A 24,006-nucleotide genomic window follows, 5' to 3' on the forward strand; every position below is an offset into this window, starting at 1 on the left:
GGGAATTAAAGCAAGACAGTGTCGAATAATATTTTTTTAGTTGGTCTAATGGGCTCCGGCAAAACAACAGTAGGCCGGGCCCTGGCAAAGAAGCTTAATAAACGTTTCATTGATTCAGATCACGAAATCGAGGCGCGTACAGGCGTTTCGATTCCGGTGATTTTTGAAATTGAAGGTGAAGTCAGTTTTCGTCAGCGAGAGGCTGAGGTGATACGTGACTTAACCGCGCAAGACGGTATCGTGCTGGCAACAGGTGGTGGTGCTATTCTGAATCATGATAGCCGCCGTTACCTGCAAGAGCGCGGTACCGTTATTTATTTGCACGCGAGTGTAAATAGTATTCTCCAGCGTACCCGCAACGATAAAAATCGCCCTTTGCTTCGCACCGCAGATCCGCGTAAAAAACTCGAAGAACTTGAGTCTCAACGTCACCCCTTATATCAGGAAATTGCTGATTTAGTCATAGAAACCGGACGTCCGAATGTTCAGCATCTGGTACAGAACATTCTGGATAAGTTGCCCCGGTCTGATGTCAGCGAACGATTTCCTCAGAAACATCTCAGTATGCATAAAACAGAAGCCGGATTTCACACACTGAATGTCGAGTTAGGCGATAGGTCTTACCCTATCACTATCGGTGCTGGCGTATTAAATGATGCCTCCGTATTGGCAGATCGCATCAAGGGTAAAAGCGTCGTTATCGTCACGAACACGGTGGTCGCCCCTTTGTACTTGTCTTCTCTTGAAAAAAAGCTGCATGGTATTGGCAAGACATGTAGTGCCGTGATTCTTCCTGATGGTGAGGAGCATAAACACTGGGGCAGTCTGATGATGATTTTTGATCATTTACTGGAGCAAAAGTGTGATCGTAAAATCACTTTGATTGCGCTTGGCGGTGGCGTGATCGGCGATATGACAGGATTTGCTGCCGCTACATACATGCGCGGTGTTCCATTCGTGCAGATTCCAACGACCTTATTGTCTCAGGTGGATTCGTCGGTCGGCGGTAAGACTGGCATTAATCATCCGCTCGGAAAGAATATGATCGGCGCGTTTTATCAGCCTCAGGCCGTTATTGCAGATACCTTAACTCTGACTACGCTACCGGATAATGAATTATCCGCAGGTCTGGCTGAAATCATCAAACATGGCGCGATCATTGATCTGGCTTTTTTTGAGTGGCTGGAAGCTAACATGTTAAAGCTCCGGGCAAGAGATGAACAAGCCTTAGCTTATGCGGTTATCCGCTCGTGTGAAATTAAAGCCGATGTCGTCAGACAGGACGAGCGGGAAGGTGGCTTGCGCGCAATTTTAAATTTTGGGCATACCTTCGGACATGCGATTGAATCTGGTCTGGGATATGGAAAATGGCTGCATGGTGAAGCGGTTGGCTGCGGCATGGTCATGGCTGCGGATCTTTCCTGCCGCTTAGGTTATATTGATTTTGTGACTAAAACCAGAATTAAACAGCTAGTCGAAGCTGCGGGTTTACCGGTCATTGCGCCGGACCTTGGCGAACAGCGTTGGTTAGAATTAATGGAAGTGGATAAGAAAAATGAAGGTGGGCAAATCAAATTTATTTTGCTAAAACCTTTAGGGCATTCCGTCATTACCAATGTGCCGGAAGAATTATTATTACAAACCTTACGTCACTGTATTCTCGACCATAAATGAATTTCACCGACGACCATCTAGCACCATACGCCGCCCAATCAGCAACATCACGAGGGCGGCTTTTTATTGAGCCGTCATCCGGTTCACGCACTGAGTTTCAACGCGACCGGGATCGTATCATTCATTGTTCGGCATTCCGGCGACTGGAATATAAGACGCAGGTTTTCGTGAATCACGAAGGCGATTTGTTCAGGACGCGACTGACGCACAGCCTGGAAGTTGCACAGATAGGTCGCTCTATTGCACGCAACCTGAGGCTCAACGAGGATTTGGTGGAAGCGATTGCACTCGCGCATGATCTCGGCCATACACCTTTCGGTCATGCGGGGCAGGATGCCTTAAATGCCAGCATGCAGCCTTATGGCGGCTTCGAGCATAACCTGCAAAGCTTGCGCATCGTAGATCAACTTGAGGAGCGATATGCGGGCTTTGACGGATTGAACTTATGCTTTGAAACACGCGAAGGTATCCTCAAGCATTGTTCCTTGTCCAATGCCACTGCACTCGGCGATGTTGGGCAGCGGTTTATAAATAAAACTCAGCCTGGTCTTGAAGCGCAACTGACAAATCTGGCAGATGAAATCGCCTACAACAATCATGATATTGATGACGGACTACGCTCCGGGTTGCTGACTGAGGCGCAGATGATGGAAGTCGATTTCTTCGCTCGCCATCGTGCTGAGGTTAGTGCGGCGTATCCGGGTGTACAGGGGCGCCGGGCAATTTCAGAAACCATACGACGCATGATCAACACCCTGATCACTGATTTGATTGAAACCTCTGCATCGCGCATCCGCGATTGTGCTCCTCAATCTGTCGATGATGTCAGAAACAGCAGCAAACTGATCGCTTTCTCGGATGCCAGATTTGAAGAAGCCAAATTGCTTAAGCAATTTTTACATCACCATTTGTACCGGCATTATCAGGTCAACCGTATGACGTCGAAGGCGCGCAGAATCATTAAAGAATTATTCGACGCGATGATAGCTGAGCCTAACTTGCTGCCGCCAGATTATCAGGTGGCGCATGAATCGTGGAATCACGACAACGGTAATTTACAAGCGCGAAAAATAGCCGATTACATCGCCGGCATGACTGATCGTTATGCAATACGTGAACACAGACGCCTGTTTTCTATGCAAGAAATTTAATCTGCTGCTGTATCAAATTTATTGTGGAGTTCCTTATGTTTTCTGATTATTCCTTATCTAAAAGACGCTTACTGCTGGCTGTTTCGCTGACGACGATAGCGATGTCCGTCCACGCGATTTCTTTCAGTGATTTAAGTAATAAAGATGCCAGCACTGGCTTGAAAGCGGCGCTGGACAAAGGCAGTGTGGCCGCGGTCGCCAAACTTGGCGTGGAAAACGGTTTTTTGAATAATGATAAGGTCAGAATACCGCTGCCATCGGTGCTGGAAAAAGCGCGGCCAATATTGAAAATGACCGGAAAGTCGCAGCAGCTCGATGAGCTTGTGTTGTCAATGAACCGTGCTGCTGAATCAGCCGTGCCTTTGGCGAAGCCGCTGTTAATCAACGCGGTCAAATCAATGACACTGACTGACGCAAAAAATATTCTGACTGGCGGCGAGACATCGGTCACCGATTTTTTCAAAGAGAAAACAGCGGCACCGTTAGCGGTCAAATTTTTGCCTCTGGTGAAGAATGTAACGGATAAGGCAGGCTTATCCTCTAAGTACAACAATATGATGGGACAAGCGCAGAAATTCGGCGTGGTCCCGGCACAAGAGTCAACGGTGGAAGGCTATGTGACGCAGCGAGCATTAGATGGTCTGTATCTCATGATTGCGGAAGAAGAAAAGGCGATACGCAAAGATCCGCTTGGTTCAGGCAGCAAAGCGATCAGCCAGGTTTTCAGCTTACTGAAATAAGCGACCGCAGTGCTGCATGTTGATTGTCTCTTTTTGCGCTCTTGACAAAAATCAATTCTGATCAGAATTGGTGAAAAAAATTTCGCCTTTTGATGAAACAGATTTGATGAAAAATTGTTTTCTCTGCGGAAACCCAGAAAACATGAGGTCTTCAACGGGATTACGAATGACGAGCGTTGACGGAAAATAGCTTGCGTAGTTTTACTTAAGTAGCTTTTGTTGCAATGCAAAAAGAATTTTCTGGTAATTTGTATGGGTAGTACGTCGAAAAGCAAATATTCAAATTCATACAAATAATCTGGAGACCGACATGTCATACAAAATGAAAGCTGTTATTGCATCTGCACTCGTAAGCTGGTCCGTAGCAGGTATTGCTGCCGAACCGATCAAGATCGGCGTTTCCGGCCCGCTGACTGGCGGCTCTGCACCTATGGGCGTTTCGATGCGCGATGGCGTCAAAATTGCTGTTGCTGAAATCAATGCAAAAGGCGGTGTACTTGGTCGTCAGTTCCAACTCGTTGAACGTGATGATGAAGCAAAAAATGAGCGTGGCGTCCAAGTTGCTCAAGAGCTGATCAATAAAGAAAAAGTGGTCGCTACCGTCGGCTACGCAAACACCGGCGTGGCTCTGGCTTCACAGCGCTTCTATCAGGAAGCTAAAATTCCGGTCATGAATAACATCGCTACCGGTACTGCAATCACCAAGCAGTTCGTTGCGCCAGAACACAAAGATAACTACATTTTCCGTATTGCTGCCAGTGATACGATTCAATCCGCAATGATTGTGGAAGAAGCGATCGGCAAGCATAAATTTACCAAAGTGGCGATTCTTGCTGACTCCACCAACTACGGACAATTAGGCCGCGAAGATCTGGAAAAAGCGCTGGCAGCAAAAGGCATCAAGCCAGTTGCGGTAGAAAAATTCAACATCAAAGATGTGGATATGACGGCGCAATTGCTGAAAGCCAAACAAGGCGGCGCACAAGCGATTCTGACTTACGGTATCGGCCCTGAATTGGCGCAGATCGCCAATGGGATGGAAAAGCTTGGCTGGAAAGTACCGATGATAGGCAGCTGGACATTATCGATGGGTAACTTCCTTGATAACGCTGGCAAAAATGGCGATGGCGCACGTATGCCACAGACCTTCATTCAAGACGCGACAACACCGAAACGCAAGTCCTTCATCGATGCCTATCAGAAGGCTTACAAAGTTGAGCGTATTCCTTCACCAGTCTCGGCAGCACAAGGCTACGACTCTATCTACGTGCTTGCTGCAGCGATCAAACAGGCTGGTACTACTGACGGCGTGAAAGTTCGTGAAGCGCTCGAAAATCTGACTGAAAAAGTCGATGGTGTTGTAACGACTTACAACAAACCATTTACCCACGACGATCACGAAGCGATCAAAACTGGTATTCCAGTAATGGGTGAAGCCAAAGGCGGTCACATCGTTCTGGCTAAATAAAACGTCGTTTTTTAGCTGTCATCAGAGTCAGGTCTGCGGCAATTCAGGCAAGATCTGACTCGTTTCTCTGTACTGCATCATCAAGACCACATCGCTTGCATTGACTGGCTCAGCCATGTCTGTAGGTGTTATGTGCGCCTTGTGTCGTGCTCTCCATTAGGTAAATGAAAATGGAAATTTTATTACAGTTAGTGTTCAGTGGTATCGCTCTTGGCATGATCTACGCGGTCATCGCATTTGGATATCAACTGACCTTCGCCACTTCCGGCACCCTGAATTTCGGTCAGGGCGAATCATTGATGCTGGGCGCGCTGGTTGGCCTCAGTGTGGTCGGTAATATTCACGGTGGCCCTTACATGAATTACTGGCTGATGATTCCTATCGTTATCGTCTTCGGTGGCTTGCAAGGGATGTTCGTTGAATGGATAGGTGTGCGTCCGGCGATCAAAATCAAATCAGAGTTTGGCTGGATTATGTCCACGATTGCGCTCGCGATTATCTTTAAAAATGTCGCTGAAAATATCTGGGGTAAAGACGATCTGACTTTCCCATCACCATTGTCTGCGGCACCGTTTCAAATTTTCGGCGCGAATGTGCAGGCGATGCAAATCGTCGTCGTCGTTGGCGCGCTGGCGATTATGCTGGCGGTGGAATTATTCAACCGCAAATCGATTTATGGTAAAGCCGTGGTGGCCACCTCGAATGACCGCGATGCGGCTGGCCTGATGGGGATTAACACCAGCCTCGTGATCACCTTCTCTTATGCCTTATCGTCGGCCACAGCGGCGTTTGCGGGCGTGCTGGTGGCACCGTTGACGCTGACTGGTGCAACGATGGGTTCTGCACTGGGGCTGAAGGCATTTGCGGTGGCGATTATCGGCGGTCTGACTTCCGGTGTCGGTGCAATTGTCGGTGGCCTGATTTTAGGTGTGGCGGAAACGCTCACAGGTTTTTATATCTCGACAGGTTACAAAGAAGTACCTGGCCTGGTATTGCTGTTGCTGGTTCTGGCATTTAAACCTGCTGGTCTGTTCGGCAAAGCAGCGATCAAAAAGGTATAAGGAATAAACATGAACAAGAAAACCTTAGCTTTTTCAATTCTCGGCATTATTGCCCTGATACTGTTTCCGATGATAGTACATAACCCGTACTACATACATCTCGCCGAAACGATTTTAATTTACGCGATTTTATTGTTCGGTCTGGACATCGTTGTCGGTTACACCGGCCAGGTGTCGCTCGGACATGCAGGTCTGTTCGGAATCGGCTCGTACACCACAGGCGTGCTGTATTTCAAGCTGGGTATGCCGATTTTGGTGGCGCTCCCCGCCAGTATCGGTGTGACCGCTATTTTTGGAGCCTTGCTGGCCTTGCCTGCGCTGCGCGTCACCGGCCCTTATCTGGCGATGGTGACACTGGCATTCGGCACCATTATTCAGATTCTGATCAACGAAATGACATTCCTGACTGAAGGCCCGATGGGGATCAAGGTTGCGAAGCCAATTCTGTTTGGTCAAAAACTGGGTGAAGTCGGCAATTTCTATCTGGTCGCCGGCATGATGGTTGTGGCGATGATCGTGGTGCATCGCATTTTGCGCTCGCATCTCGGCCGTGCTTTTCAGGCTTTGCGTGACAGCCCGATCGCGTCTGATTGCATGGGCGTTTCCGTCTATCGCTATAAAGTGTATGCGTTCATTATCAGTGCAGCGCTGGCTGGTCTGGCGGGGAGTCTGTATGCGTATTCCGAAGAGTACATTTCGCCGAATACGTATAACTTTGAACTGACGATCATGTTCTTACTCGCGGTGATCATGGGTGGCCGCAAATCGCGTATCGGTTCTTTGCTGGGGGCGTTTATTGTGGTGATGCTGCCGTCGTTGCTGGCAGACATTGAGCTGTTCCGCAAGATCGCGACCGTTGCTGCGGTGATTGGACTTGCTGGCGCTGCCTTCACGATTGCGAAGGGCCGTAAAACAGCGAAGGAATTGCTGGTGCCGGTGGCTGCGGTTGTCGGTATGGCGATTTTTTCGTACAAGCTGGAAAATATCACCGACTGGCGCCTGACGGTGTTCGGTCTGATGACGCTGTTCGTCGTGTATTACCTGCAGGATGGTATCGTTGGTTTCGTCAATTCCTTGTTAGGTAAAGGCCCGCGCCACTTATTGGCAAAAGCCGGTGAGCTGAGTGGTGGTGAAGATCTGGCGATTGTCAAAGCTAACGGCGAACGTGTCGGCGTGTTGTTAAGCGCACGCCAGTTGCTGATGCAATTCGGCGGCTTGAAAGCGCTGAATCAGGTGGATTTGCAAATCGCCAAAGGCACGGTACATGGCCTGATAGGACCGAATGGTTCCGGTAAGAGCACCATGATGAACGTGCTGACCGGTATCTATAAACCTACCGATGGCGTGGTCGAGTTCGGTGGCAAAGTGATCTCCGGCACCACGCCTTCAGAAATCGCGCTGGGCGGCGTTGCGCGGACTTTCCAGAATGTGCAACTGTTCGGTGAAATGACCGCAACAGAAAACGTGCTGGTCGGTTTGCACAATACTTTCCGCAGCAATGTGTTTGACGTGATGATACACAGCCCGCGTTATCTGCGTGAAGAGCGCGAAGCGCGTGCACGGGCGGCGAGTATTCTCAACTTTGTTGGTCTGGCTGATCTGGCGAATGAAGAAGCGCGGAATCTGCCTTACGGCAAACAACGCTTGCTGGAAATTGGTCGCGCACTGGGTCTGAATCCACAGTTGCTGTTACTGGATGAGCCTGCGGCTGGTCTCACCGCACCGGACATCAAAGACCTCATCGCGATCATTCGTAAAATCCGCGAGCACGATATCACCATCATTCTGATTGAACATCACATGGACGTGGTGATGTCGATTTGCGATACCGTGACCGTGCTCGATTTTGGTCAGAAAATTTCTGAAGGCAAGCCAGCCGAAGTGCAGGCAGACCCGAAAGTAATTGAAGCGTATCTCGGTGGCAGCGTCAGTGATGACCTGGGGTCTGCTGCCCCATCGACCGCCACCGCCTGAGGAGATCAGTATGTTAAGTATTTCAAATTTACACGCGGCTTACGGCAAGGTGGAAGTCTTGCATGGTATTTCGCTGGACGTGCCTAAGGGCAAAGTGGTGACGCTGATAGGCTCGAATGGCGCCGGTAAAACCACGACCATGCGCGCGATTTCCGGCATGCTGAAACCGAAACAAGGCACCGTTACTTTGCATGGTAAAGATGTGACCGGCTTGGATTCGCATAAGATCGCGCGCGCTGGCCTTGCACATTCACCGGAAGGTCGGCGTGTGTTTGCCACGATGTCGGTAACAGATAATTTACTGCTAGGCGCGTTTCCGCGTTTTACCCGTTCGCGCCCGCGTGGCGATATCGAGAGCGATCTGCAAAAAGCGATGGAATTATTCCCGCGCCTGCGTGAACGCCGTCACCAACTGGCCGGTACTTTATCTGGTGGTGAGCAGCAAATGCTGGCGATGGCGCGCGCCGTCATGCTGAATCCGGAAGTGATTTTGCTGGACGAACCCTCGATGGGGCTGGCGCCGATACTGGTGGATGAAGTGTTTCGCATCATCCAGCGACTCAAGCAGGAAGGCCGCACCATGTTGCTGGTTGAACAGTTTGCTGCCGCCGCACTTGCCGTCGCTGATTACGGCTACGTCTTGGAAAATGGCCGCATCTCGGTGCATGGTCCAGCCGATAAATTGCAAAATGATCCGGCAGTGAAAGCGGCGTATCTGGGTGGCGGCTCACATCATTAAATGAAGTAAGTCAAAAATGAAATTGAAAGAGGGGGAGTTCACATACTCCCCCTCTTTTTTTATAAAATCGGCCTATTGTCAGCAGAAAATAAGGGTGGTTTACATATACTGGGGGGAGTATATTTGATGCTCAGAATGGAATTTCCTGATACTTCGTTGCAGGATTTGTCGTGATCTGATACTGAAACACGGATGCGATAGAAATACAGCCACATTTTTTAAGCAGCGTTCCATGAAAAAGCGCCCATCACTTTATTGCGTGATGCGCGCTGCTGTGCTGATGCCGGAAAAAATGTGCTGGCGAATCTGTCAGTAAATCTGTCAGTGAAGTTGCTTAGAAACCTGTCCGCTATTAACCCTGCAAATGGCGCAGCGGATGTGCGTGTGCCGGCCACACTTCGGTAAAGAACTGTGTGATCTGTTCCTGACTCACATCGCGCAGATGCGCGGGCGACCATTGCGGCATATTGTCTTTATCGACCACTAAGGCTCGCACACCTTCCAGCACTTCTCCGTGCTTGAAACAATGACGCACCATGGTGCGTTCCATGCGCAGACAGTCAGCCACATTCTGACGTGCACCGCGCCGCAGTTGTTCGAGAGTGACGCACATCAGTAAAGGCGAGCGCTTCTCCATCGTGACCAGTGTCTGCTGGGCAAATGCATCGCTGTTGTTGCTTAATTTTTCTGCGATGGTTAGCACGTTGTTGCCGCTGAAAAACTGATCGATCAAGGCGCTCTGCGTAGCGAGTTTGCTGCTGGCCGGATCGGCCTGCGACGCAAATGGCGCAGCAAATTCACGTATCGCCAGGCGGATATCCTGCGCGTTGCTGGTCTCCAGCATGGACAGTAATGCCGGTAACTCGGACGTCGGAATATAGACGTCGGCGAGGCCTGCATACAAGGCATCTGTGGCGGCGATGATGTCGCCAGTCAGACCGAGATAAGTACCGATTTCACCCGGTGTTCGCGACAGGAAATAACTGCCGCCGACATCAGGAAATAAGCCGATGTTCACTTCCGGCATCGCCATTTTTGTACGCTCGGTAACGATGCGCAGACGGCAATTTTCACCTGCTTGCGCAATGCCCATACCGCCACCCATCACCACACCATTCATCAGCGCGATGTAGGGTTTGGGGTAAAAATGTATCAAATGATTTAACGCATATTCTTCGGTAAAAAAATCTTCAAGCAGGGCGCTGTCACCGCTCGGTGTGGCTGTGCCGACATCATAAAAAAAACGGATGTCGCCACCGGCACAAAATGCTTTTTCACTACTGCTGTGAATGAATACTGCACGGATCGTTGTATCGTCTCGCCATGCCAATAAAGTGGCGGTGAGTGCGCGCACCATCTCCAGTGATAAGGAGTTCAATGCTTTGGGGCGGTCGAGAGTGATGTAGCCGATCTGATTTTTAACGGAAGTGATTACGTATTCGCTCATGTAGATACCATTAACATAGTCGTGACAGGGCATTCATTTTATTCCTGTTTGCACATCGTCAGTACGACAAAAATAACAAAAAACAGATAACAAAAAAGGACGCTGTTGGCGTCCTTGTTTTGGAGTCCCGTTAAGCGCGGGGTTGGCGATTATGCCGATGCAGGATCGGGGATATGTTTGATCGCATCGCGATCGTGACCCTGGACTTTATCTTTATGTTTTATCACCTGACGATCCAGTTTATCAATCAGTGTGTCAATGGCTGCGTACAAATCATGCGCCAGACTTTCAACATGAATATCTTTACCGCTGATATGCAGGTCAATGTCGGCTTTGTGCCGTTTCTCTTTTTCGCTCAGTTTGTCGACGGTCAGCGTGACGGTAATGTCAATGACCTGATCAAAGTGGCGCCGGATGCGTTCCAGCTTGGTATGTACATATTCACGAATGGCAGGAGTGACTTCGACGTGATGTCCACTGATGGTGAGATTCATACTGTGCTCCTATAGTGATATTACTTGCTATTAACGATAAGCTCATTTCGTTTTTACTGCGTTGAGCTAAATCATATATAGCAATTCAAACCGTGATTACAAGGACGTCTTACAAAGATTTACGCAAACTCACTGGCGGAATTTTCAGGGCTTCACGGTATTTGGCAACGGTCCGTCGGGCTATTACCATGCCCTGTTCGCCCAGCATGTCTGCAATTTTGCTATCAGAGAGTGGGCTTTTCTGGTCTTCTGCTCCTATCAACTGCTTGATGAGTGCACGTATCGCTGTGGAAGATGCTTCACCCCCTGTTTCCGTCGCGACATGGCTGCCGAAAAAATATTTCAACTCAAACATACCATGCGGGGTCAGCATGTATTTCTGGGTCGTCACACGAGAAATAGTGCTCTCGTGTAGACCTAGTGTATCAGCTATTTCGCGCAAAACAAGGGGGCGCATCGCGACTGCACCATGCGTAAAAAAGTTACGTTGTCTTTCAACTATCGCTTGCGATACACGCAAAATAGTATCGAAACGCTGACGCATATTTTTGATCAGCCAGCGTGCTTCCTGTAACTGCGTTCCCAGTCCTGCTTCGCCACGGTTTTGCCGCATGATATTGGCGTACATACTACTGACGCGCAGTTTCGGCATCACATCCTGATTCAGTAAAACTTGCCAGCCATTACCACTTTTTTTGACGATCACATCAGGCACTGCATAGTCGGAACTGCTGGTGGCAAATGTGATGCCGGGACGTGGTTCACACTGTCGTATGACTGCTTGTGCTTCGCGTAAATCTTCGTCGTCGCAGCCGAATATTTTTTTTAATTTAGTGAAGTCTCGCTGTGCAAATAAAGTCAGCTGAGTCTCTACCACGGCCAGTGCAAGACGACGGGTGACAAAAGGAATTTTTGGCAGACGCCTGACCTGTAGCGCCAGACATTCTGATAAATTTCTGGCACCGACACCGGGCGGATCGAAACTCTGCAGCATCTTCAGCGCAAACGATAATTCATCTTCTTCAATCAACAACTCTATCGGCAGACCGGCATGAATTTCTTCCAGACTTTCTGTCAGATAGCCGTTGTCATCCAGGGTGTCGATGATCAGTTCCAGCAACGCGCGATCACGCGGTTCCCTGAGCGTCAGACGCATCTGTTCGAGCAAGTATTCGCGTAAGCTGATGTGCGCCGCTTCCAGTTGCGGACGTCCTTCATCCTCGTCACTGTTAGATGCACCGGAAGGCGCGTCGTTAAAACTCCATTCTTCCTCGTTAGCGCTGACGCTGTCGTTGACTGGTACATCGGCGTCGGCTGTCGCTTCTTGCGGCGTATTGTTGTCAGCCTGAGCGGCGCTTTCCATGCCTGCATCCGGTGTCGTACTTGTGTTATTGATCGCACCGTCCGCCAGTAAGCGAACCGCATTGTCCATAGGATCGTCGACACGCTCCAGCATAGGATTTTCTATCAGCAGTGTTTCCAGCTCCTGATGCAGTTCCAGCGTTGACAGTTGCAACAGCCGTATTGATTGCTGCAGTTGAGGCGTCAGTGCAAGATGCTGAGAAGTACGTAGTTGCAGGCTTTGTTTCATAATGCGTCCCGTTACATCCGGAAATGTTCTCCGAGATAGACGCGTCGCACGGACTCATTCTGAATGATATCGTCGGGTTTGCCGCTGGCTAATACCGAGCCTTGATTGATGATGTAGGCGTGGTCGCAAATGCCGAGTGTCTCGCGCACATTATGATCTGTGATTAACACGCCGATGCCGCGTTCTTTGAGGAAGCGGACAATCCGTTGAATCTCAATGACGGCGATAGGATCAACACCGGCAAAAGGTTCATCGAGCAGAACAAAGCGCGGGTTCGTCGCGAGTGCACGCGCAATCTCAACCCGGCGCCGTTCACCGCCCGATAACGCAAGCGCCTGACTGTCACGGATTTTTTCTATCTGCAGATCGGTCAGCAAACTATCCAGACGTTGCCGGATTTTTTTCTCAGACAAAAATTTTCCTTCTTTGTCTCTTTGCAGTTCGAGCACGGCGCGGATATTTTCTTCCACCGTCAACTTGCGAAACACCGACGCTTCCTGCGGCAGATACGACAGACCGAGTACGGCGCGCTGATGTATCGGTAAATCAGAAACGTTCGTATCGTCGATATTGATCTCACCGGAATCCGAAGGCACGAGTCCGACGATCATGTAAAAAGAGGTGGTTTTACCTGCACCGTTCGGCCCCAACAAACCGACGACTTCACCGCTTCTCACCAACAGCGAGACATCACGCACCACTTGTCGCGCGCCATAGCGTTTTTGCAGACCTTTCACGGTCAGCGTACTGTCTTTTGATGCCATCTTAATTTGCCTGTTTTTCAGTTCTTGGTTGTATCGTGGTTTTGATGCGACCGCCACCTGAAACTGACTGACCTGAGCTGGAATTGACGCCAACAAAGACATCGTTTTTACTGTCGTAAGAGAGGAATTCACCTTCTTGCTGCTGAGTGACTTTGCTTCCATCAAGATAGCGAATCTGCGCTTTGGACAGAAATTTTACAAACTCAGTTTTTTCATCGTATTCGGCTTTTTCTGATTCGCCTTCGACCCACAGATCCGGACCGCCATCGCGTTTTTGGCGAAAGCTGATTTTGGCACCGGGTTTGGCGGTCAGTACCACGTGCTGGAATTCATCCGCACTTTTTGTCACGACGGCTTTTTCTGCTTTGACTTTCAGCGTGCCGCGTACTACCACGACATCGCCTGAAAATGTACTGACATTGGTTTTACCATTATTTAAAAACTGATCTGCTTCTATCGTCATTTCTTTGAGACTGTCTGCTTTTTCAGCATGAACGCCGGACGCTGACAGCAAAGTCACAAGGGCTAACGTCCATGAGTTCAGTACCAGATAAACTGATTTTTTTTCGGGGCGCATGTTTTACTCTCTGACTTGTTGATGTTGATGAAGTGAATAAATATCTTTGTGCATGTCTTTATTTATGTTTTGACAGGCGCGCATGTACTTTACTGAGCAGGCGTAATTCCTGATTCGTATTGTTAGCCATCATGCCGGTGGCAAGAGTTTCGCCATTATCCGTAATCAGCTTAATGCGTTGATCGGTCTTCACGATGTCGGCATCGGGCAGTAATTGCAGATATTCAGTTTCCACCCGCATGAAACTGGAATTGATGCCCTGCGGTCTTTCGACTGTGACCTGATCATAAAGATGCACCACGTCTTCTGTGCGTTTGGGTGTCAGCACCTCAGATTTCTGTTCCACAACCGCGCGTCCGGCATTGATCGTAATCGGCGTGCGCTGCGCATCAAAACTGCTGATACGCGGCTCTTTGATATCGTATTGATCTGTACGCGGTAAATGAATCAGATTTTTTCCGGTGACATGATAATTCGCTTTACCGTTATTCGAGAGTTTGATGAAATTGAAATTCTCTACGTAATAATCCGGTTCCAGACGTGCCGATGCCCGGTTGTAGTCATCAGCACCCTGACGACGTACCGTGTCATATAGCCAGAAACTGCCAAGTGCAACGACACCGACAGCAGCGATTGCCATCCAGATGCGTGCACGGTCGATAGTGATTTGTGCCTTCATGCGAGGTATTCTGCCAGAACGCTGTCGTACTTGTTTTGCGCACGTAAAATGAAGTCGCAGACTTCCCGCGCCGCGCCTTTGCCGCCGCTGGCGGTCGTCACATGATGCACGCGCTGGCGGACTTCGGCGTGTCCGTTTGGAACGCTGGCCGCGAAACCGACGCGGGTCAGAACCGGCAGATCGATCACGTCGTCACCAATGAAGCCGCATTCGTCTGCGGGTATGCTGAGTTCATGCAGCAGTTGCAGAAACGCCGTTTTTTTGTCATGGATGCCCTGGCGTACATGGGTGATCCCCAGGTCAGCGGCGCGCCGCGCAACGATCGGTGATTGCCGGGCGCTGATGATGGCAGTGGCAATGCCCGCGTTTTGCAGCAGGCGTATGCCTTGCCCATCGAGCACATTGAATGTTTTCAGTGCTTCTCCGTCCGCACCGAAGTGCAGGCTGCCATCGGTCAGAATACCGTCGACATCAAAGATCATCAGTCTGATTTTTGCGGCTCTTGTGCTTGCGTCGGACATTAAATCACCTTGGCGCGGGTCAGATCGTGAATATGCAGGGCGCCGACTAATCTGTCGTGCTCATCTGTCACCAGCAATTGGTTGATGCGATAGGTTTCCATGATGTCGACGGCTTCGACGGCCAATTGATCGGCGCGTATGCTGCGTGGATTTTTGTGCATCACGTCAGCAATTTGAATTTGCGTGAAATCGCGCACATCTTCCATCAGGCGGCGTAAATCACCATCGGTGAAAACGCCGATAATTTTTCGTTCGGCATCAATGACTGCCGTCATCGCCATGCCTTTTTTGGTTATTTCCAGCAATGCCGTGGTCAGCCGGGTTTCGGGTGTTACACATGGCACCGCCTCACCGGTGCGCATCACATCTTTGACATAGGTCAGCAAACGGCGTCCCAGCGCGCCACCCGGGTGGGAACGTGCGAAATCTTCTTCGCGAAAGCCGCGCGCATCCAATACTGCGACGGCCAGCGCATCGCCTAAAGCGAGTGTCACCGTGGTGCTGGCGGTCGGCGCCAGATTCAGCGGGCAGGCTTCTTTATCGACGTGCAGATTCAGATGGACATCGGCCAGTTTCGCCAGACTCGATTGCGGATTGCCTGTCAGTGAAATCAGTTTGACGCCAAGGCGTTTGATGATAGGCAAAATAGAGATTAATTCCGCCGCTTCACCAGAATAGGAAATCGCAATGAACACATCATGTTTGGTCACCATGCCCAGATCACCGTGCGCCGCTTCTGCCGGGTGGATAAAAAACGACGGAGTGCCGGTGGAGGCGAAGGTGGCTGAAATCTTGCGGGCGATATGGCCGGATTTACCGATGCCGGAAACGACCACACGACCGTTGCATGAAAGCAGCATCTTTACTGCAACGGCAAAACTCGCAGCGTCTTCAGAATTAAGCCTGTTTTGTAAGGCAATCAGCGCATCTGCTTCGATTTGCAGGGTCGTGGATGCCAGTTGCACCGCGCGTTGCGCGGCGATCGAGGACGCATCGTCTGCAGTCGTCTCGTTCAATGGGGTTGCGTTCAGATCATTCATGCCTGAAGTATAAACGAAATCCTATAAGCAAAAACTCTGCCAGACGTAACGAAATGCATATTCAGTCGATATTGTTAACGAGATATGACGGAAGCATAGGCATAAATCGGCAATAATGTCCTTTATGAACGCCCTTGATACTACTCTGTCTCTGTTAGCTGCCGCGGTTCTCGGGGTTGTTGTTTTTCGTCTGTGGCAATTGCCGCCGATTCTGGGTTATCTCGTGGTCGGCGTGCTGATCGGTCCGTTCGGCCTCGGGTTTGCCGACGATGGCGCGGTCACACACGAACTTGCCGAGTTTGGCGTGGTGTTTCTGATGTTTTCTATCGGGCTGGAATTCTCTTTGCCCAAGCTGATGACGATGCGCAAGGCAGTATTCGGCTTAGGGATGGCGCAGGTATTCGTGACGATTGCGGTTAGCCTGATGGCGGCGCGCTTAGCCAGCATCTGGTTGCCGCAGTATTTTCAGATCGGCTGGGAAGCCGCTTTTGCGCTTGGTGGTGCGCTGGCAATGTCATCGACAGCAATTGTCTCCAAAATGCTGACGGAACGGCTGGAGTTAGAAAGCCTGCACGGGCGGCAGATTATCAGCATCCTGTTGTTTCAGGATCTGGCGGTGGTGCCGCTGCTGATCCTGATTCCGGCGCTGGCTTCACATTCTTCTGATCTGCTGCAAAACCTCGCCTGGGCAAGTGCGAAGGCGATTCTGGTCTTGATTTTGTTACTGGTCGTCGGGCAAAAGGTGATACGCGCCTGGTTTCGTGTGGTGGTGAAACAGCGTTCGCAAGAGTTATTTATGCTCAATCTTTTGCTGATTACGCTGGGGGCTGCTTGGCTGACTGACAAGGCTGGCCTCTCAATGGCACTGGGGGCATTTGTGGCGGGGATGCTGATTTCAGAAACCGAATACCGTGTTCAGGTGGAGGAAGATATCAAGCCTTTCCGCGATGTGTTGCTGGGGCTGTTTTTTATCACCGTGGGCATGCTGCTGAATTGGCGGCTGGTGGTTGAACATCTGTGGTTAGTGTTGTTGCTATTTATTTTGCCGATGGTCATCAAGCTGTTGTTGATCGCCGGCCTGGCGAAATTGTTTGGCAATTCGACCAGTATTTCTTTGCGCACCGGTCTGGCGTTGGCACAGGCTGGTGAGTTTGGTTTTGTTTTACTAAACCAGGCCGGTGATCTGCATCTGATCCCCCCGCAATTGCTGCAGGTAATACTGGCCTCGATGGTGTTATCGATGCTGGTATCGCCGTTTATTCTGGCGAAATCAGACATCATCGTCATGAAGTTTTCCGCCAACGAATGGATGATGCAATCACTCGCCCTGACACAAATTGCCGCCCGCACGATGAATGCGAAAAAGCACGTGATCATCGCCGGTTTCGGGCGCAGTGGGCAAAGTCTGGCGCGTCTGCTGGAAGAGGAGGGGATCACGTATCACGCGCTGGATCTTGACCCGGATCGCGTGCAGGAAGCACAGATGGCGGGCGCAAATGTTTCGTATGGCGATGCGGCGCGCCGCGAAAGTCTGACGGCGGCTGGTATTAATCGCGCGGCCGCGCTGGTCGTGACGTATACCAGCACTGCCTCGGCGTTGAAAATTCTGCATTTCGTGAATGAACTCAATCCTGCTTTGCCGGTGATCGTACGCAGCCACGATGATGCAGATCTGGATAAACTCAGGTCCGCCGGCGCCACCGAGGTGGTGCCTGAATTAATGGAAGGCAGCCTGATGCTGGCATCGCATGCGCTGGTGATTCTCGGCGTGCCTTTACGGCGCGTTGTACATCGGGTGCAGGCGGCACGTGATGAGCGTTATGAATCGCTGCGGGGATTTTTCCGTGGCGCCAGCGATGCGTCCGATAGCCCGGAAGCGATGCAGATCCGTTTGCATACGATCGTTTTGAATGAGCGGGCAACGGCAACAGGTAAATCCCTGCAAGAGATACGCCTGATGGAAACTGGGGCGGATGTGCATGTGGTGCGCCGTGGCCGCCAGCGTCTGGAGCATGCCGAAACAATCGTTTTACAGGTAGGCGATGTGATCGTCGTGCGCGGAACATCAGAAGCAGTCGCAAGAGCAGAGCAGCGACTGCTAAAATAGCGGGTTATTTTAAAAATTGAAGGTCATCCGGCGATGATAAATCCATCCGAGTACATTAAAGAACATATCCGCACCGTGCCAAACTGGCCGCAAGAAGGCGTGATGTTCCGCGACATCACCCCTTTGTTGCAAAATCCTAAGGTGTTTCGCGTTTTAATCGACATGTTTGTGCATCGCTACATGGATCAGAAGATTGATGTGATCGCCGGTCTGGATGCGCGCGGCTTCATCATCGGTTCGGTGCTGGCGTATGAATTGAATCTGGGCTTCGTGCCTATCCGAAAAAAAGGTAAATTGCCGTTTCATACCGTGTCGGAAGAATATGAGCTGGAATACGGCAGCGCAACCGTCGAGCTGCATGCCGATGCCTGCAAAAAAGGTGAGCGTGTCGTGCTGATCGACGATCTGATTGCGACTGGCGGCACCATGATGGCCGGTAAAAAATTGCTGGAGCGTCTCGGTGCAATTGTAGTTGAAGGCGCGGTGATTGTTGATCTGCCTGAACTGGGTGGCTCTAAGCTGATTAAAGAAAGTGGCTTGCCACTGTTCACCGTGTGTAATTTTGACGGACATTGATATCGGCAAATTAATTCGCTGCTGAACGCCGTGCTGAATTGATGGCGTCATGACAGCGTAAAAAAGAATGAAAAGAAGAACGGACGGGTTCGTCTGGCCCTGAAAAAAGCTGATACGCTGATTGCTATCAGCTTTTTTTATGCCGAAATTGTGAGAGATAAAGTATGCCTGTTTTGGAAGTGCAGGGCGCTACGCTGCCGACGTATGCGGCGCAGTTGAATCTGTTGTTGCAGCAATGTGTTGCTGCTGGTGCCAGCATCGGTTTTATCGCGCCGCTCAGCGATGATAAAGCGGCGGCTTTCTGGGCAAATGTCCATCAGTCCGTACAGTCTGGCGAACGCCGCATGGCGCTGGCGCTTGATGACGATGGCCGGGTGCTGGGCACCGTGCAGCTTGTGCTGGATATGCCGCAAAACGGCCAGCATCGTGCGGAAATCGCCAAACTGATGGTGTTACCGGACGCACGGCGGCGCGGTATTGCGCGCAGCTTAATGCAGTGGGCGGAAGATGTTTGCCGCGCGGAACAACGCAGTCTGATCGTGCTCGATACCCGAACCGGCGATGCTGCAGAACCTTTGTATTTGTCGCTGGGTTTTCAGTTGGCGGGGACGATTCCCGCTTATGCCATGTCGGATGCGGGAACGCTAGACAGCACCAGCATTATGTATAAACAATTGTTACGCGGGTAAAAGCGGACGACGCTGGTAGCGTATGTTTTTGCAAACGCCAACACGGCGTTGTTCTGCGCTGCCCTGCGTATGCTGACCTGCTTTTTTCTGTCAGCGACCGTTTAGACGTTAAAATATACTGGGGGGAGTATATAAAAACCCCCTTTGTTTTATTGTGAGAATAGCGTGGTTTTTGAATATACTCCCATCAAAATCAGATTTTGACAGAAATTTTCCGGCGTAAAATGGTATCGGCTGGCGCTGGGAAAACAGGGATGAGCGGCTGATTTTTCGTTACCGGGTTTCGTCTTGCGACCAGTTTCATCCGCACAAGATGGGCAAGCCGACGTATTGCGCCGAAGTTTTTTACATCGCCCAACGACAGGCATCTGCGTTATACTTCAGGTCTTCCAAGGAGCGCTGCGACAAGATCTTGCTATCTTGCCAGGCTTGGAATCCACACAACTGCGCTCACGTTACTTTTTTCAATCAGAAAGGAGGGCGTGATGAACGCCACTGTAACTTCCGCACCATCGAATACATCCCAGGATTTTCTCATTGCCGACATCAGTCTGGCAGACTGGGGTCGCAAAGAGATCCAGATCGCTGAAACCGAAATGCCAGGCCTGATGGCAATCCGTGAGGAATTCGCCGCCAGCCAGCCTTTGAAAGGCGCACGCATCACCGGTTCGTTGCATATGACAATTCAGACGGCCGTCTTGATCGAAACCCTGAATGCTCTCGGTGCACAGGTACGCTGGGCTTCCTGCAATATATACTCGACACAAGATCACGCAGCGGCGGCGATCGCTGCAGGCGGCACGCCGGTATTCGCATTCAAAGGCGAAAACCTCGATGAATACTGGGAATTCACGCACCGTATCTTTGAATGGACTGACGGTGGTTATTCCAACATGATTCTGGACGATGGCGGCGATGCAACTTTGTTGCTGCATCTTGGTACCCGTGCGGAGAAAGATATTTCCGTATTGGATAATCCAGGTTCAGAAGAAGAAATCTGCCTGTTCAATGCAATCAAATCGCATCTGAAAACAGAACCAGACTGGTATTCCAAACGTCTGGCCGCTATCAAAGGCGTGACCGAAGAAACGACGACGGGTGTGCATCGTCTGTACCAGATGCATAAAGAAGGCAAACTCGCTTTCCCTGCGATTAACGTCAATGATTCCGTGACGAAATCCAAGTTCGATAACCTGTATGGCTGCCGCGAGTCGCTGGTGGATGGTATCAAGCGTGCGACTGACGTGATGATCGCCGGTAAGGTCGCCGTCATCGTTGGTTACGGTGATGTCGGCAAAGGTTGCGCACAAGCGATGCGTGCATTGTCTGCTCAGGTTTGGGTGACTGAAATCGATCCTATCTGTGCATTGCAGGCAGCGATGGAAGGTTTCCGCGTGGTGACGATGGAATACGCCGCAGAACATGGCGATATTTTCGTGACGACTACCGGTAATTACCACGTCATCAACCATGCACATATGCTGAAGATGAAAGATCAGGCGATCGTTTGCAACATCGGTCACTTCGACAATGAAATTGATGTCGCGTCGCTCAAGCAATACACCTGGGATAACATCAAACCGCAAGTGGATCACGTGATTTTCCCTGACGGCAAACGCATCATTCTGCTGGCAGAAGGCCGTCTGGTGAATCTGGGTTGCGGTACCGGCCATCCTTCGTATGTGATGAGTTCTTCCTTTGCGAATCAGACGATTGCGCAAATTGAATTGTTCCTCAACAACGATCAATACCCGGTTGGCGTTTACACCTTGCCTAAGCATCTGGATGAAAAAGTCGCCCGTTTGCAATTGAAAAAACTCAATGCGCAACTGAGCGAACTGACCGATGAGCAGGCTGCATATATCGGTGTGAAAAAAGAAGGCCCGTACAAGCCTGAACACTACCGCTATTAATCATCACTGACTCCTCGTCTGGCATTGCCAGCGGGGAGTTTTTCTTGTCCATTAAAACAGGAGTCCGTATGCGTCTGCTTGCTATCTGGTTGGTCAATGCCCTTGCCTTGCTCGCCATTCCTTATCTGATGCATTCTGTTGCCATCGATAGTTTCGGCACAGCTTTGCTGGTGGCGCTGGTGTTGGGATTGGTGAATACTATCTTGCGCCCGGTGTTACTGGTGCTGACCTTGCCGGTAACGATGCTGACAATGGGCTTGTTTATTTTTGTCATCAACGGCTTGTTGTTCTGGGCTGTGGCGAACGTGGTTGATGGCTTTCATGTCGCAGGATTCTGGGCCGCAGTCGGCGGTGCTTTGTTGTACAGCGTGATCTCCTGGACACTGTCGACTTTACTCTTCCAACAACGATGAAGACGCATAATTTCAGCATAGAATTTTTCCCGCCAAAGACGGCGGAAGGCACGGAGAAATTACGTGCAACCAGAGCAAAACTGGCTGAGTTGCAGCCTAAATATTTTTCCGTGACATTTGGTGCCGGTGGCACGACGCAGCAGGGAACGCTGGATACGGTTCTGGACATTCGTAAAGAAGGCTACGACGCCGCGCCGCATTTGTCTTGTGTCGGCGGCAGCCGTGAATCGATACGCGACATTCTGCAGCAATATCAGGCCAACGATATCCGCCGGTTGGTGGCGTTGCGTGGTGATTTGCCGAGTGGCTATGGCATGGGCGGCGAATTCCGTCACGCCAGTGATCTGGTTGAATTTATCCGTGCCGAAACTGGTAACTGGTTTCATATCGAAGTAGCTGCTTATCCGGAAATGCATCCGCAGGCGCGTTCACCGCAAGACGATTTACAAAATTTTGTCCGTAAGATGAACGCCGGAGCCAATGCCGCCATCACGCAATATTTTTACAATGCGGACGCTTATTTCCGCTTTGTTGATGAAGCACAGAAGGCTGGTGTGACCGCACCTATCGTGGCTGGCATTATGCCGATTACCAACAGCAGTCAGTTGTTGCGTTTCTCTGAAATGTGCGGTGCAGAGATCCCGCGCTGGGTACGCCTGAAGCTCGCGAGTTTTGGCGACGACACAGCGTCGATCAAAGCCTTTGGACTCGACGTGGTGTCATCTATGTGCGAACGTTTGCTGGCAGGCGGCGCACCCGGGCTGCATTTCTATTCATTGAATCAGGCCGCCGCAACAACGGCAATCTGGCAACGCCTGGTGTAATCGTCCCTTGTAATCGTCCATTTTTTCAAAAGCGTGCTGATGGCAATGTCAGCACGCTTTTTTTTGCTTGTGAAAAAGGAGCGGTTTGTCAGGCGGCTGAACTCATTCTCCGTTTTTAAGCACAAATTCTTGTCTGTAAGAAAATATTTATTTTGATTCAAGTCAAGAATACAGGCCTTTTTCTGCACTACAATAATTCGTTATATTTAATTTTTCATATTTAAATAACCTTGCCACCGGGAGCAAAATTGGCTATTGAACTTTACAATGACGGCAAACACATCTGCGTGATGTTTAACGATCTGGTGAAAGATGCCGGGGATCATGCCGTTCAGGCCAACCAGTTCCTTGTCGTTTCCGATGGTGAAGGCGCTTTGATAGATCCGTCCGGCCATCTGACATACAATTCGCTGGTACTGGCGATGCACAAATACGTACCCAAGCAGCAGTTGAAGTATATGTTTGCTTCGCATCAGGATCCTGACATTATCGGTTCACTCGATAAGTGGCTGTTCAGTACCGAATGTAATTTGTATGTGTCTAAACTCTGGTCACGTTTTGTACCGCATTTCTGTAATCTGAACCGCGCTGACGGCCGCATTATCGGTATTCCGGATGAGGGTATGCCTGTGCCTATGCGTGACACCACGATCCATGCAATACCTGCGCATTTTCTGCATGCGGAAGGCAATTTCCAGTTTTACGACTCGAAATCAAAAATCCTGTTTTCCGGTGATATGGGCGCGTCGATGGTGGATGCGAGCGATATCGAGAAACCGATGAGAACCAAAGCAGATTTCCTCGAGGAGCTGCACACCATGAGTGGTTTCCATAAGCGTTACATGGTGTCAAACAAGGTCTGTCGCCTGTGGGCAAACATGGTACGGCAAATGGACATTGAAATGATGGTGCCGCAGCACGGCCGTTATTTTGTCGGTAAAGAAGCGATACACGCGTTCCTCGACTGGATAGAAAATCTGCAGTGCGGCATTGACCTTTTCACGCAGGAAAATTACCGCTTCCGTGGCTGATCAGCCAGTTTTCAGCGGTTTCACTACCGCATAGTCGAGAGGCAATGCGGTAGTACTCTTAATCACTTCCATCACAAAACTGGAGCTGACGTCCTGTAAGTCGGCGACTTTCACCAGTTTTTTATAGACCAGATCAAAGCCTGCCATATCCGGCACATGGACCTTCAACAGATAGTCGATGTCGCCGCTCATGCGCAGTATCTCAACAATCTCGCTGATGTCTTTGACACCCGCAATAAACTTCTGCATCCATTTCTCGTTATGCTGTGCCGCCTTGAGCGCCACCATCACGGTTAAACCGAGGTTCAGTTTGCCCGGATCGCACAAAGCAACCTGACTGCGGATGACGCCATCTTCCTGCAGTTTTTGCACCCGCCGCCAGCAAGGTGTGACGGAAAGATGCACTGCCTGCGCCAGATCTGCCAGCGCAATCGAGGCATCTTTCTGCAAGAAATTCAGTATTTCAAGATCTTTTTTATCCATAATCAGTTATTTTTAGTAAATTTTTCTAAAAATAGCATATATGCATAAAA

The 24,006-nt window shown here is 50.2% G+C and carries 23 protein-coding genes and 1 riboswitch; of the genes, 14 read left to right on the forward strand and 9 right to left on the reverse strand.

What is annotated here, in order from left to right; genetic code table 11:
* The first annotated feature begins 18 nt into the window (after window positions 1-18).
* The 7 genes from aroKB to H8K38_RS09920 all read left to right on the forward strand — a co-directional run bounded on the left by aroKB (window position 19) and on the right by H8K38_RS09920 (window position 8,807).
* Window positions 19-1,674, forward strand: coding sequence for a bifunctional shikimate kinase/3-dehydroquinate synthase AroKB (gene aroKB, locus H8K38_RS09890; RefSeq protein ID WP_186884669.1), 1,656 nt, complete (start codon window positions 19-21; stop codon window positions 1,672-1,674).
* Window positions 1,671-2,825, forward strand: a complete 1,155-nt coding sequence (locus H8K38_RS09895; RefSeq protein ID WP_186884670.1) for a deoxyguanosinetriphosphate triphosphohydrolase — start codon at window positions 1,671-1,673, stop codon at window positions 2,823-2,825. The genes aroKB and H8K38_RS09895 overlap by 4 nt, the downstream gene beginning before the upstream one ends.
* Before the next feature lie 35 nt (window positions 2,826-2,860).
* Entirely contained in the window at window positions 2,861-3,565 is a 705-nt protein-coding gene (locus H8K38_RS09900) for a DUF4197 domain-containing protein (protein WP_186884671.1), read from the forward strand.
* Between the two features lie 310 nt (window positions 3,566-3,875).
* Entirely contained in the window at window positions 3,876-5,033 is a 1,158-nt protein-coding gene (locus tag H8K38_RS09905) for an ABC transporter substrate-binding protein (protein ID WP_186884672.1), read from the forward strand.
* Window positions 5,034-5,203: 170 nt separating this feature from the next.
* Complete coding sequence (locus tag H8K38_RS09910; protein WP_186884673.1) at window positions 5,204-6,094, forward strand: branched-chain amino acid ABC transporter permease; 891 nt, start codon at window positions 5,204-5,206, stop codon at window positions 6,092-6,094.
* 9 nt (window positions 6,095-6,103) lie between these two features.
* A complete protein-coding gene (locus tag H8K38_RS09915) occupies window positions 6,104-8,068 on the forward strand; it encodes an ATP-binding cassette domain-containing protein (RefSeq protein ID WP_186884674.1) in 1,965 nt (654 codons plus the stop codon).
* A 10-nt stretch (window positions 8,069-8,078) separates the two neighbouring features.
* On the forward strand, window positions 8,079-8,807 hold the full coding sequence (locus tag H8K38_RS09920; protein WP_186884675.1) for an ABC transporter ATP-binding protein: 729 nt from the start codon (window positions 8,079-8,081) through the stop codon (window positions 8,805-8,807).
* Between the two features lie 352 nt (window positions 8,808-9,159).
* Here H8K38_RS09920 and H8K38_RS09925 read toward each other — a convergent pair whose 3' ends face one another.
* The 8 genes from H8K38_RS09925 to H8K38_RS09960 all read right to left on the reverse strand — a co-directional run bounded on the left by H8K38_RS09925 (window position 9,160) and on the right by H8K38_RS09960 (window position 15,920).
* Window positions 9,160-10,254, reverse strand: coding sequence for an enoyl-CoA hydratase/isomerase family protein (locus H8K38_RS09925; protein WP_186884676.1), 1,095 nt, complete (start codon window positions 10,252-10,254; stop codon window positions 9,160-9,162).
* Window positions 10,255-10,403: 149 nt separating this feature from the next.
* Window positions 10,404-10,748, reverse strand: a complete 345-nt coding sequence (hpf, locus tag H8K38_RS09930) for a ribosome hibernation-promoting factor, HPF/YfiA family (protein ID WP_186884677.1) — start codon at window positions 10,746-10,748, stop codon at window positions 10,404-10,406.
* A 109-nt stretch (window positions 10,749-10,857) separates the two neighbouring features.
* On the reverse strand, window positions 10,858-12,339 hold the full coding sequence (locus H8K38_RS09935) for an RNA polymerase factor sigma-54 (protein ID WP_186884678.1): 1,482 nt from the start codon (window positions 12,337-12,339) through the stop codon (window positions 10,858-10,860).
* Between the two features lie 11 nt (window positions 12,340-12,350).
* Window positions 12,351-13,103, reverse strand: coding sequence for an LPS export ABC transporter ATP-binding protein (lptB, locus tag H8K38_RS09940; RefSeq protein ID WP_186884679.1), 753 nt, complete (start codon window positions 13,101-13,103; stop codon window positions 12,351-12,353).
* 1 nt (window position 13,104) lies between these two features.
* Complete coding sequence (gene lptA, locus H8K38_RS09945) at window positions 13,105-13,680, reverse strand: lipopolysaccharide transport periplasmic protein LptA (RefSeq protein ID WP_186884680.1); 576 nt, start codon at window positions 13,678-13,680, stop codon at window positions 13,105-13,107.
* Window positions 13,681-13,738: 58 nt separating this feature from the next.
* On the reverse strand, window positions 13,739-14,359 hold the full coding sequence (gene lptC / locus H8K38_RS09950; protein WP_186884681.1) for an LPS export ABC transporter periplasmic protein LptC: 621 nt from the start codon (window positions 14,357-14,359) through the stop codon (window positions 13,739-13,741).
* A complete protein-coding gene (locus tag H8K38_RS09955; protein ID WP_186884682.1) occupies window positions 14,356-14,880 on the reverse strand; it encodes an HAD family hydrolase in 525 nt (174 codons plus the stop codon). Before H8K38_RS09955 ends, lptC begins: the two co-directional genes overlap by 4 nt.
* A complete protein-coding gene (locus tag H8K38_RS09960; RefSeq protein WP_186884683.1) occupies window positions 14,880-15,920 on the reverse strand; it encodes a KpsF/GutQ family sugar-phosphate isomerase in 1,041 nt (346 codons plus the stop codon). Before H8K38_RS09960 ends, H8K38_RS09955 begins: the two co-directional genes overlap by 1 nt.
* A gap of 124 nt (window positions 15,921-16,044) precedes the next feature.
* Between H8K38_RS09960 and H8K38_RS09965 the strand changes: the two genes are divergently transcribed.
* From H8K38_RS09965 to H8K38_RS09995, 7 genes are all read left to right on the forward strand, one after another.
* A complete protein-coding gene (locus H8K38_RS09965) occupies window positions 16,045-18,027 on the forward strand; it encodes a monovalent cation:proton antiporter-2 (CPA2) family protein (RefSeq protein WP_370587085.1) in 1,983 nt (660 codons plus the stop codon).
* Window positions 18,028-18,060: 33 nt separating this feature from the next.
* Window positions 18,061-18,603, forward strand: coding sequence for an adenine phosphoribosyltransferase (locus tag H8K38_RS09970; RefSeq protein WP_186884685.1), 543 nt, complete (start codon window positions 18,061-18,063; stop codon window positions 18,601-18,603).
* 164 nt (window positions 18,604-18,767) lie between these two features.
* Complete coding sequence (locus H8K38_RS09975) at window positions 18,768-19,292, forward strand: GNAT family N-acetyltransferase (RefSeq protein ID WP_186884686.1); 525 nt, start codon at window positions 18,768-18,770, stop codon at window positions 19,290-19,292.
* Between the two features lie 385 nt (window positions 19,293-19,677).
* Window positions 19,678-19,751: riboswitch (S-adenosyl-L-homocysteine riboswitch) on the forward strand.
* Window positions 19,752-19,777: 26 nt separating this feature from the next.
* Window positions 19,778-21,205, forward strand: a complete 1,428-nt coding sequence (gene ahcY, locus H8K38_RS09980) for an adenosylhomocysteinase (RefSeq protein ID WP_186884687.1) — start codon at window positions 19,778-19,780, stop codon at window positions 21,203-21,205.
* A 68-nt stretch (window positions 21,206-21,273) separates the two neighbouring features.
* Window positions 21,274-21,618: a phage holin family protein gene (locus tag H8K38_RS09985; protein ID WP_186884688.1), complete on the forward strand. Its 345-nt coding sequence runs from the start codon at window positions 21,274-21,276 to the stop codon at window positions 21,616-21,618.
* A complete protein-coding gene (gene metF / locus H8K38_RS09990; protein WP_186884689.1) occupies window positions 21,615-22,442 on the forward strand; it encodes a methylenetetrahydrofolate reductase [NAD(P)H] in 828 nt (275 codons plus the stop codon). The genes H8K38_RS09985 and metF overlap by 4 nt, the downstream gene beginning before the upstream one ends.
* A gap of 248 nt (window positions 22,443-22,690) precedes the next feature.
* A complete protein-coding gene (locus H8K38_RS09995) occupies window positions 22,691-23,473 on the forward strand; it encodes an MBL fold metallo-hydrolase (protein ID WP_255422901.1) in 783 nt (260 codons plus the stop codon).
* Here H8K38_RS09995 and H8K38_RS10000 read toward each other — a convergent pair whose 3' ends face one another.
* The gene (locus tag H8K38_RS10000; RefSeq protein WP_186884690.1) at window positions 23,474-23,956 is read right to left on the reverse strand and encodes an Lrp/AsnC family transcriptional regulator; all 483 of its coding nucleotides are present in this window, start codon (window positions 23,954-23,956) and stop codon (window positions 23,474-23,476) included.
* Between the last annotated feature and the right edge of the window lie 50 nt (window positions 23,957-24,006).

This window comes from Undibacterium sp. FT79W (assembly GCF_014284215.1).
GTDB classification, from domain to species: domain Bacteria; phylum Pseudomonadota; class Gammaproteobacteria; order Burkholderiales; family Burkholderiaceae_D; genus Undibacterium; species Undibacterium aquatile.

Excerpts from the sequence above, each read along its gene's own strand:
- lptA (WP_186884680.1), bottom strand. The coding sequence starts at position 13,680 with ATGCGCCCCGAAAAAAAATCAGTTTATCTGGTACTGAACTCATGGACG.
- H8K38_RS10000 (WP_186884690.1), bottom strand. The coding sequence starts at position 23,956 with ATGGATAAAAAAGATCTTGAAATACTGAATTTCTTGCAGAAAGATGCC.
- H8K38_RS09915 (WP_186884674.1), top strand. The coding sequence starts at position 6,104 with ATGAACAAGAAAACCTTAGCTTTTTCAATTCTCGGCATTATTGCCCTG.
- H8K38_RS09985 (WP_186884688.1), top strand. The coding sequence starts at position 21,274 with ATGCGTCTGCTTGCTATCTGGTTGGTCAATGCCCTTGCCTTGCTCGCC.
- H8K38_RS09895 (WP_186884670.1), top strand. The coding sequence starts at position 1,671 with ATGAATTTCACCGACGACCATCTAGCACCATACGCCGCCCAATCAGCA.
- H8K38_RS09920 (WP_186884675.1), top strand. The coding sequence starts at position 8,079 with ATGTTAAGTATTTCAAATTTACACGCGGCTTACGGCAAGGTGGAAGTC.
- H8K38_RS09935 (WP_186884678.1), bottom strand. The coding sequence starts at position 12,339 with ATGAAACAAAGCCTGCAACTACGTACTTCTCAGCATCTTGCACTGACG.
- H8K38_RS09925 (WP_186884676.1), bottom strand. The coding sequence starts at position 10,254 with ATGAGCGAATACGTAATCACTTCCGTTAAAAATCAGATCGGCTACATC.
- H8K38_RS09900 (WP_186884671.1), top strand. The coding sequence starts at position 2,861 with ATGTTTTCTGATTATTCCTTATCTAAAAGACGCTTACTGCTGGCTGTT.
- metF (WP_186884689.1), top strand. The coding sequence starts at position 21,615 with ATGAAGACGCATAATTTCAGCATAGAATTTTTCCCGCCAAAGACGGCG.
- H8K38_RS09905 (WP_186884672.1), top strand. The coding sequence starts at position 3,876 with ATGTCATACAAAATGAAAGCTGTTATTGCATCTGCACTCGTAAGCTGG.
- lptC (WP_186884681.1), bottom strand. The coding sequence starts at position 14,359 with ATGAAGGCACAAATCACTATCGACCGTGCACGCATCTGGATGGCAATC.
- ahcY (WP_186884687.1), top strand. The coding sequence starts at position 19,778 with ATGAACGCCACTGTAACTTCCGCACCATCGAATACATCCCAGGATTTT.
- hpf (WP_186884677.1), bottom strand. The coding sequence starts at position 10,748 with ATGAATCTCACCATCAGTGGACATCACGTCGAAGTCACTCCTGCCATT.
- H8K38_RS09965 (WP_370587085.1), top strand. The coding sequence starts at position 16,045 with ATGAACGCCCTTGATACTACTCTGTCTCTGTTAGCTGCCGCGGTTCTC.
- lptB (WP_186884679.1), bottom strand. The coding sequence starts at position 13,103 with ATGGCATCAAAAGACAGTACGCTGACCGTGAAAGGTCTGCAAAAACGC.
- H8K38_RS09960 (WP_186884683.1), bottom strand. The coding sequence starts at position 15,920 with ATGAATGATCTGAACGCAACCCCATTGAACGAGACGACTGCAGACGAT.
- H8K38_RS09955 (WP_186884682.1), bottom strand. The coding sequence starts at position 14,880 with ATGTCCGACGCAAGCACAAGAGCCGCAAAAATCAGACTGATGATCTTT.
- H8K38_RS09910 (WP_186884673.1), top strand. The coding sequence starts at position 5,204 with ATGGAAATTTTATTACAGTTAGTGTTCAGTGGTATCGCTCTTGGCATG.
- H8K38_RS09970 (WP_186884685.1), top strand. The coding sequence starts at position 18,061 with ATGATAAATCCATCCGAGTACATTAAAGAACATATCCGCACCGTGCCA.
- H8K38_RS09975 (WP_186884686.1), top strand. The coding sequence starts at position 18,768 with ATGCCTGTTTTGGAAGTGCAGGGCGCTACGCTGCCGACGTATGCGGCG.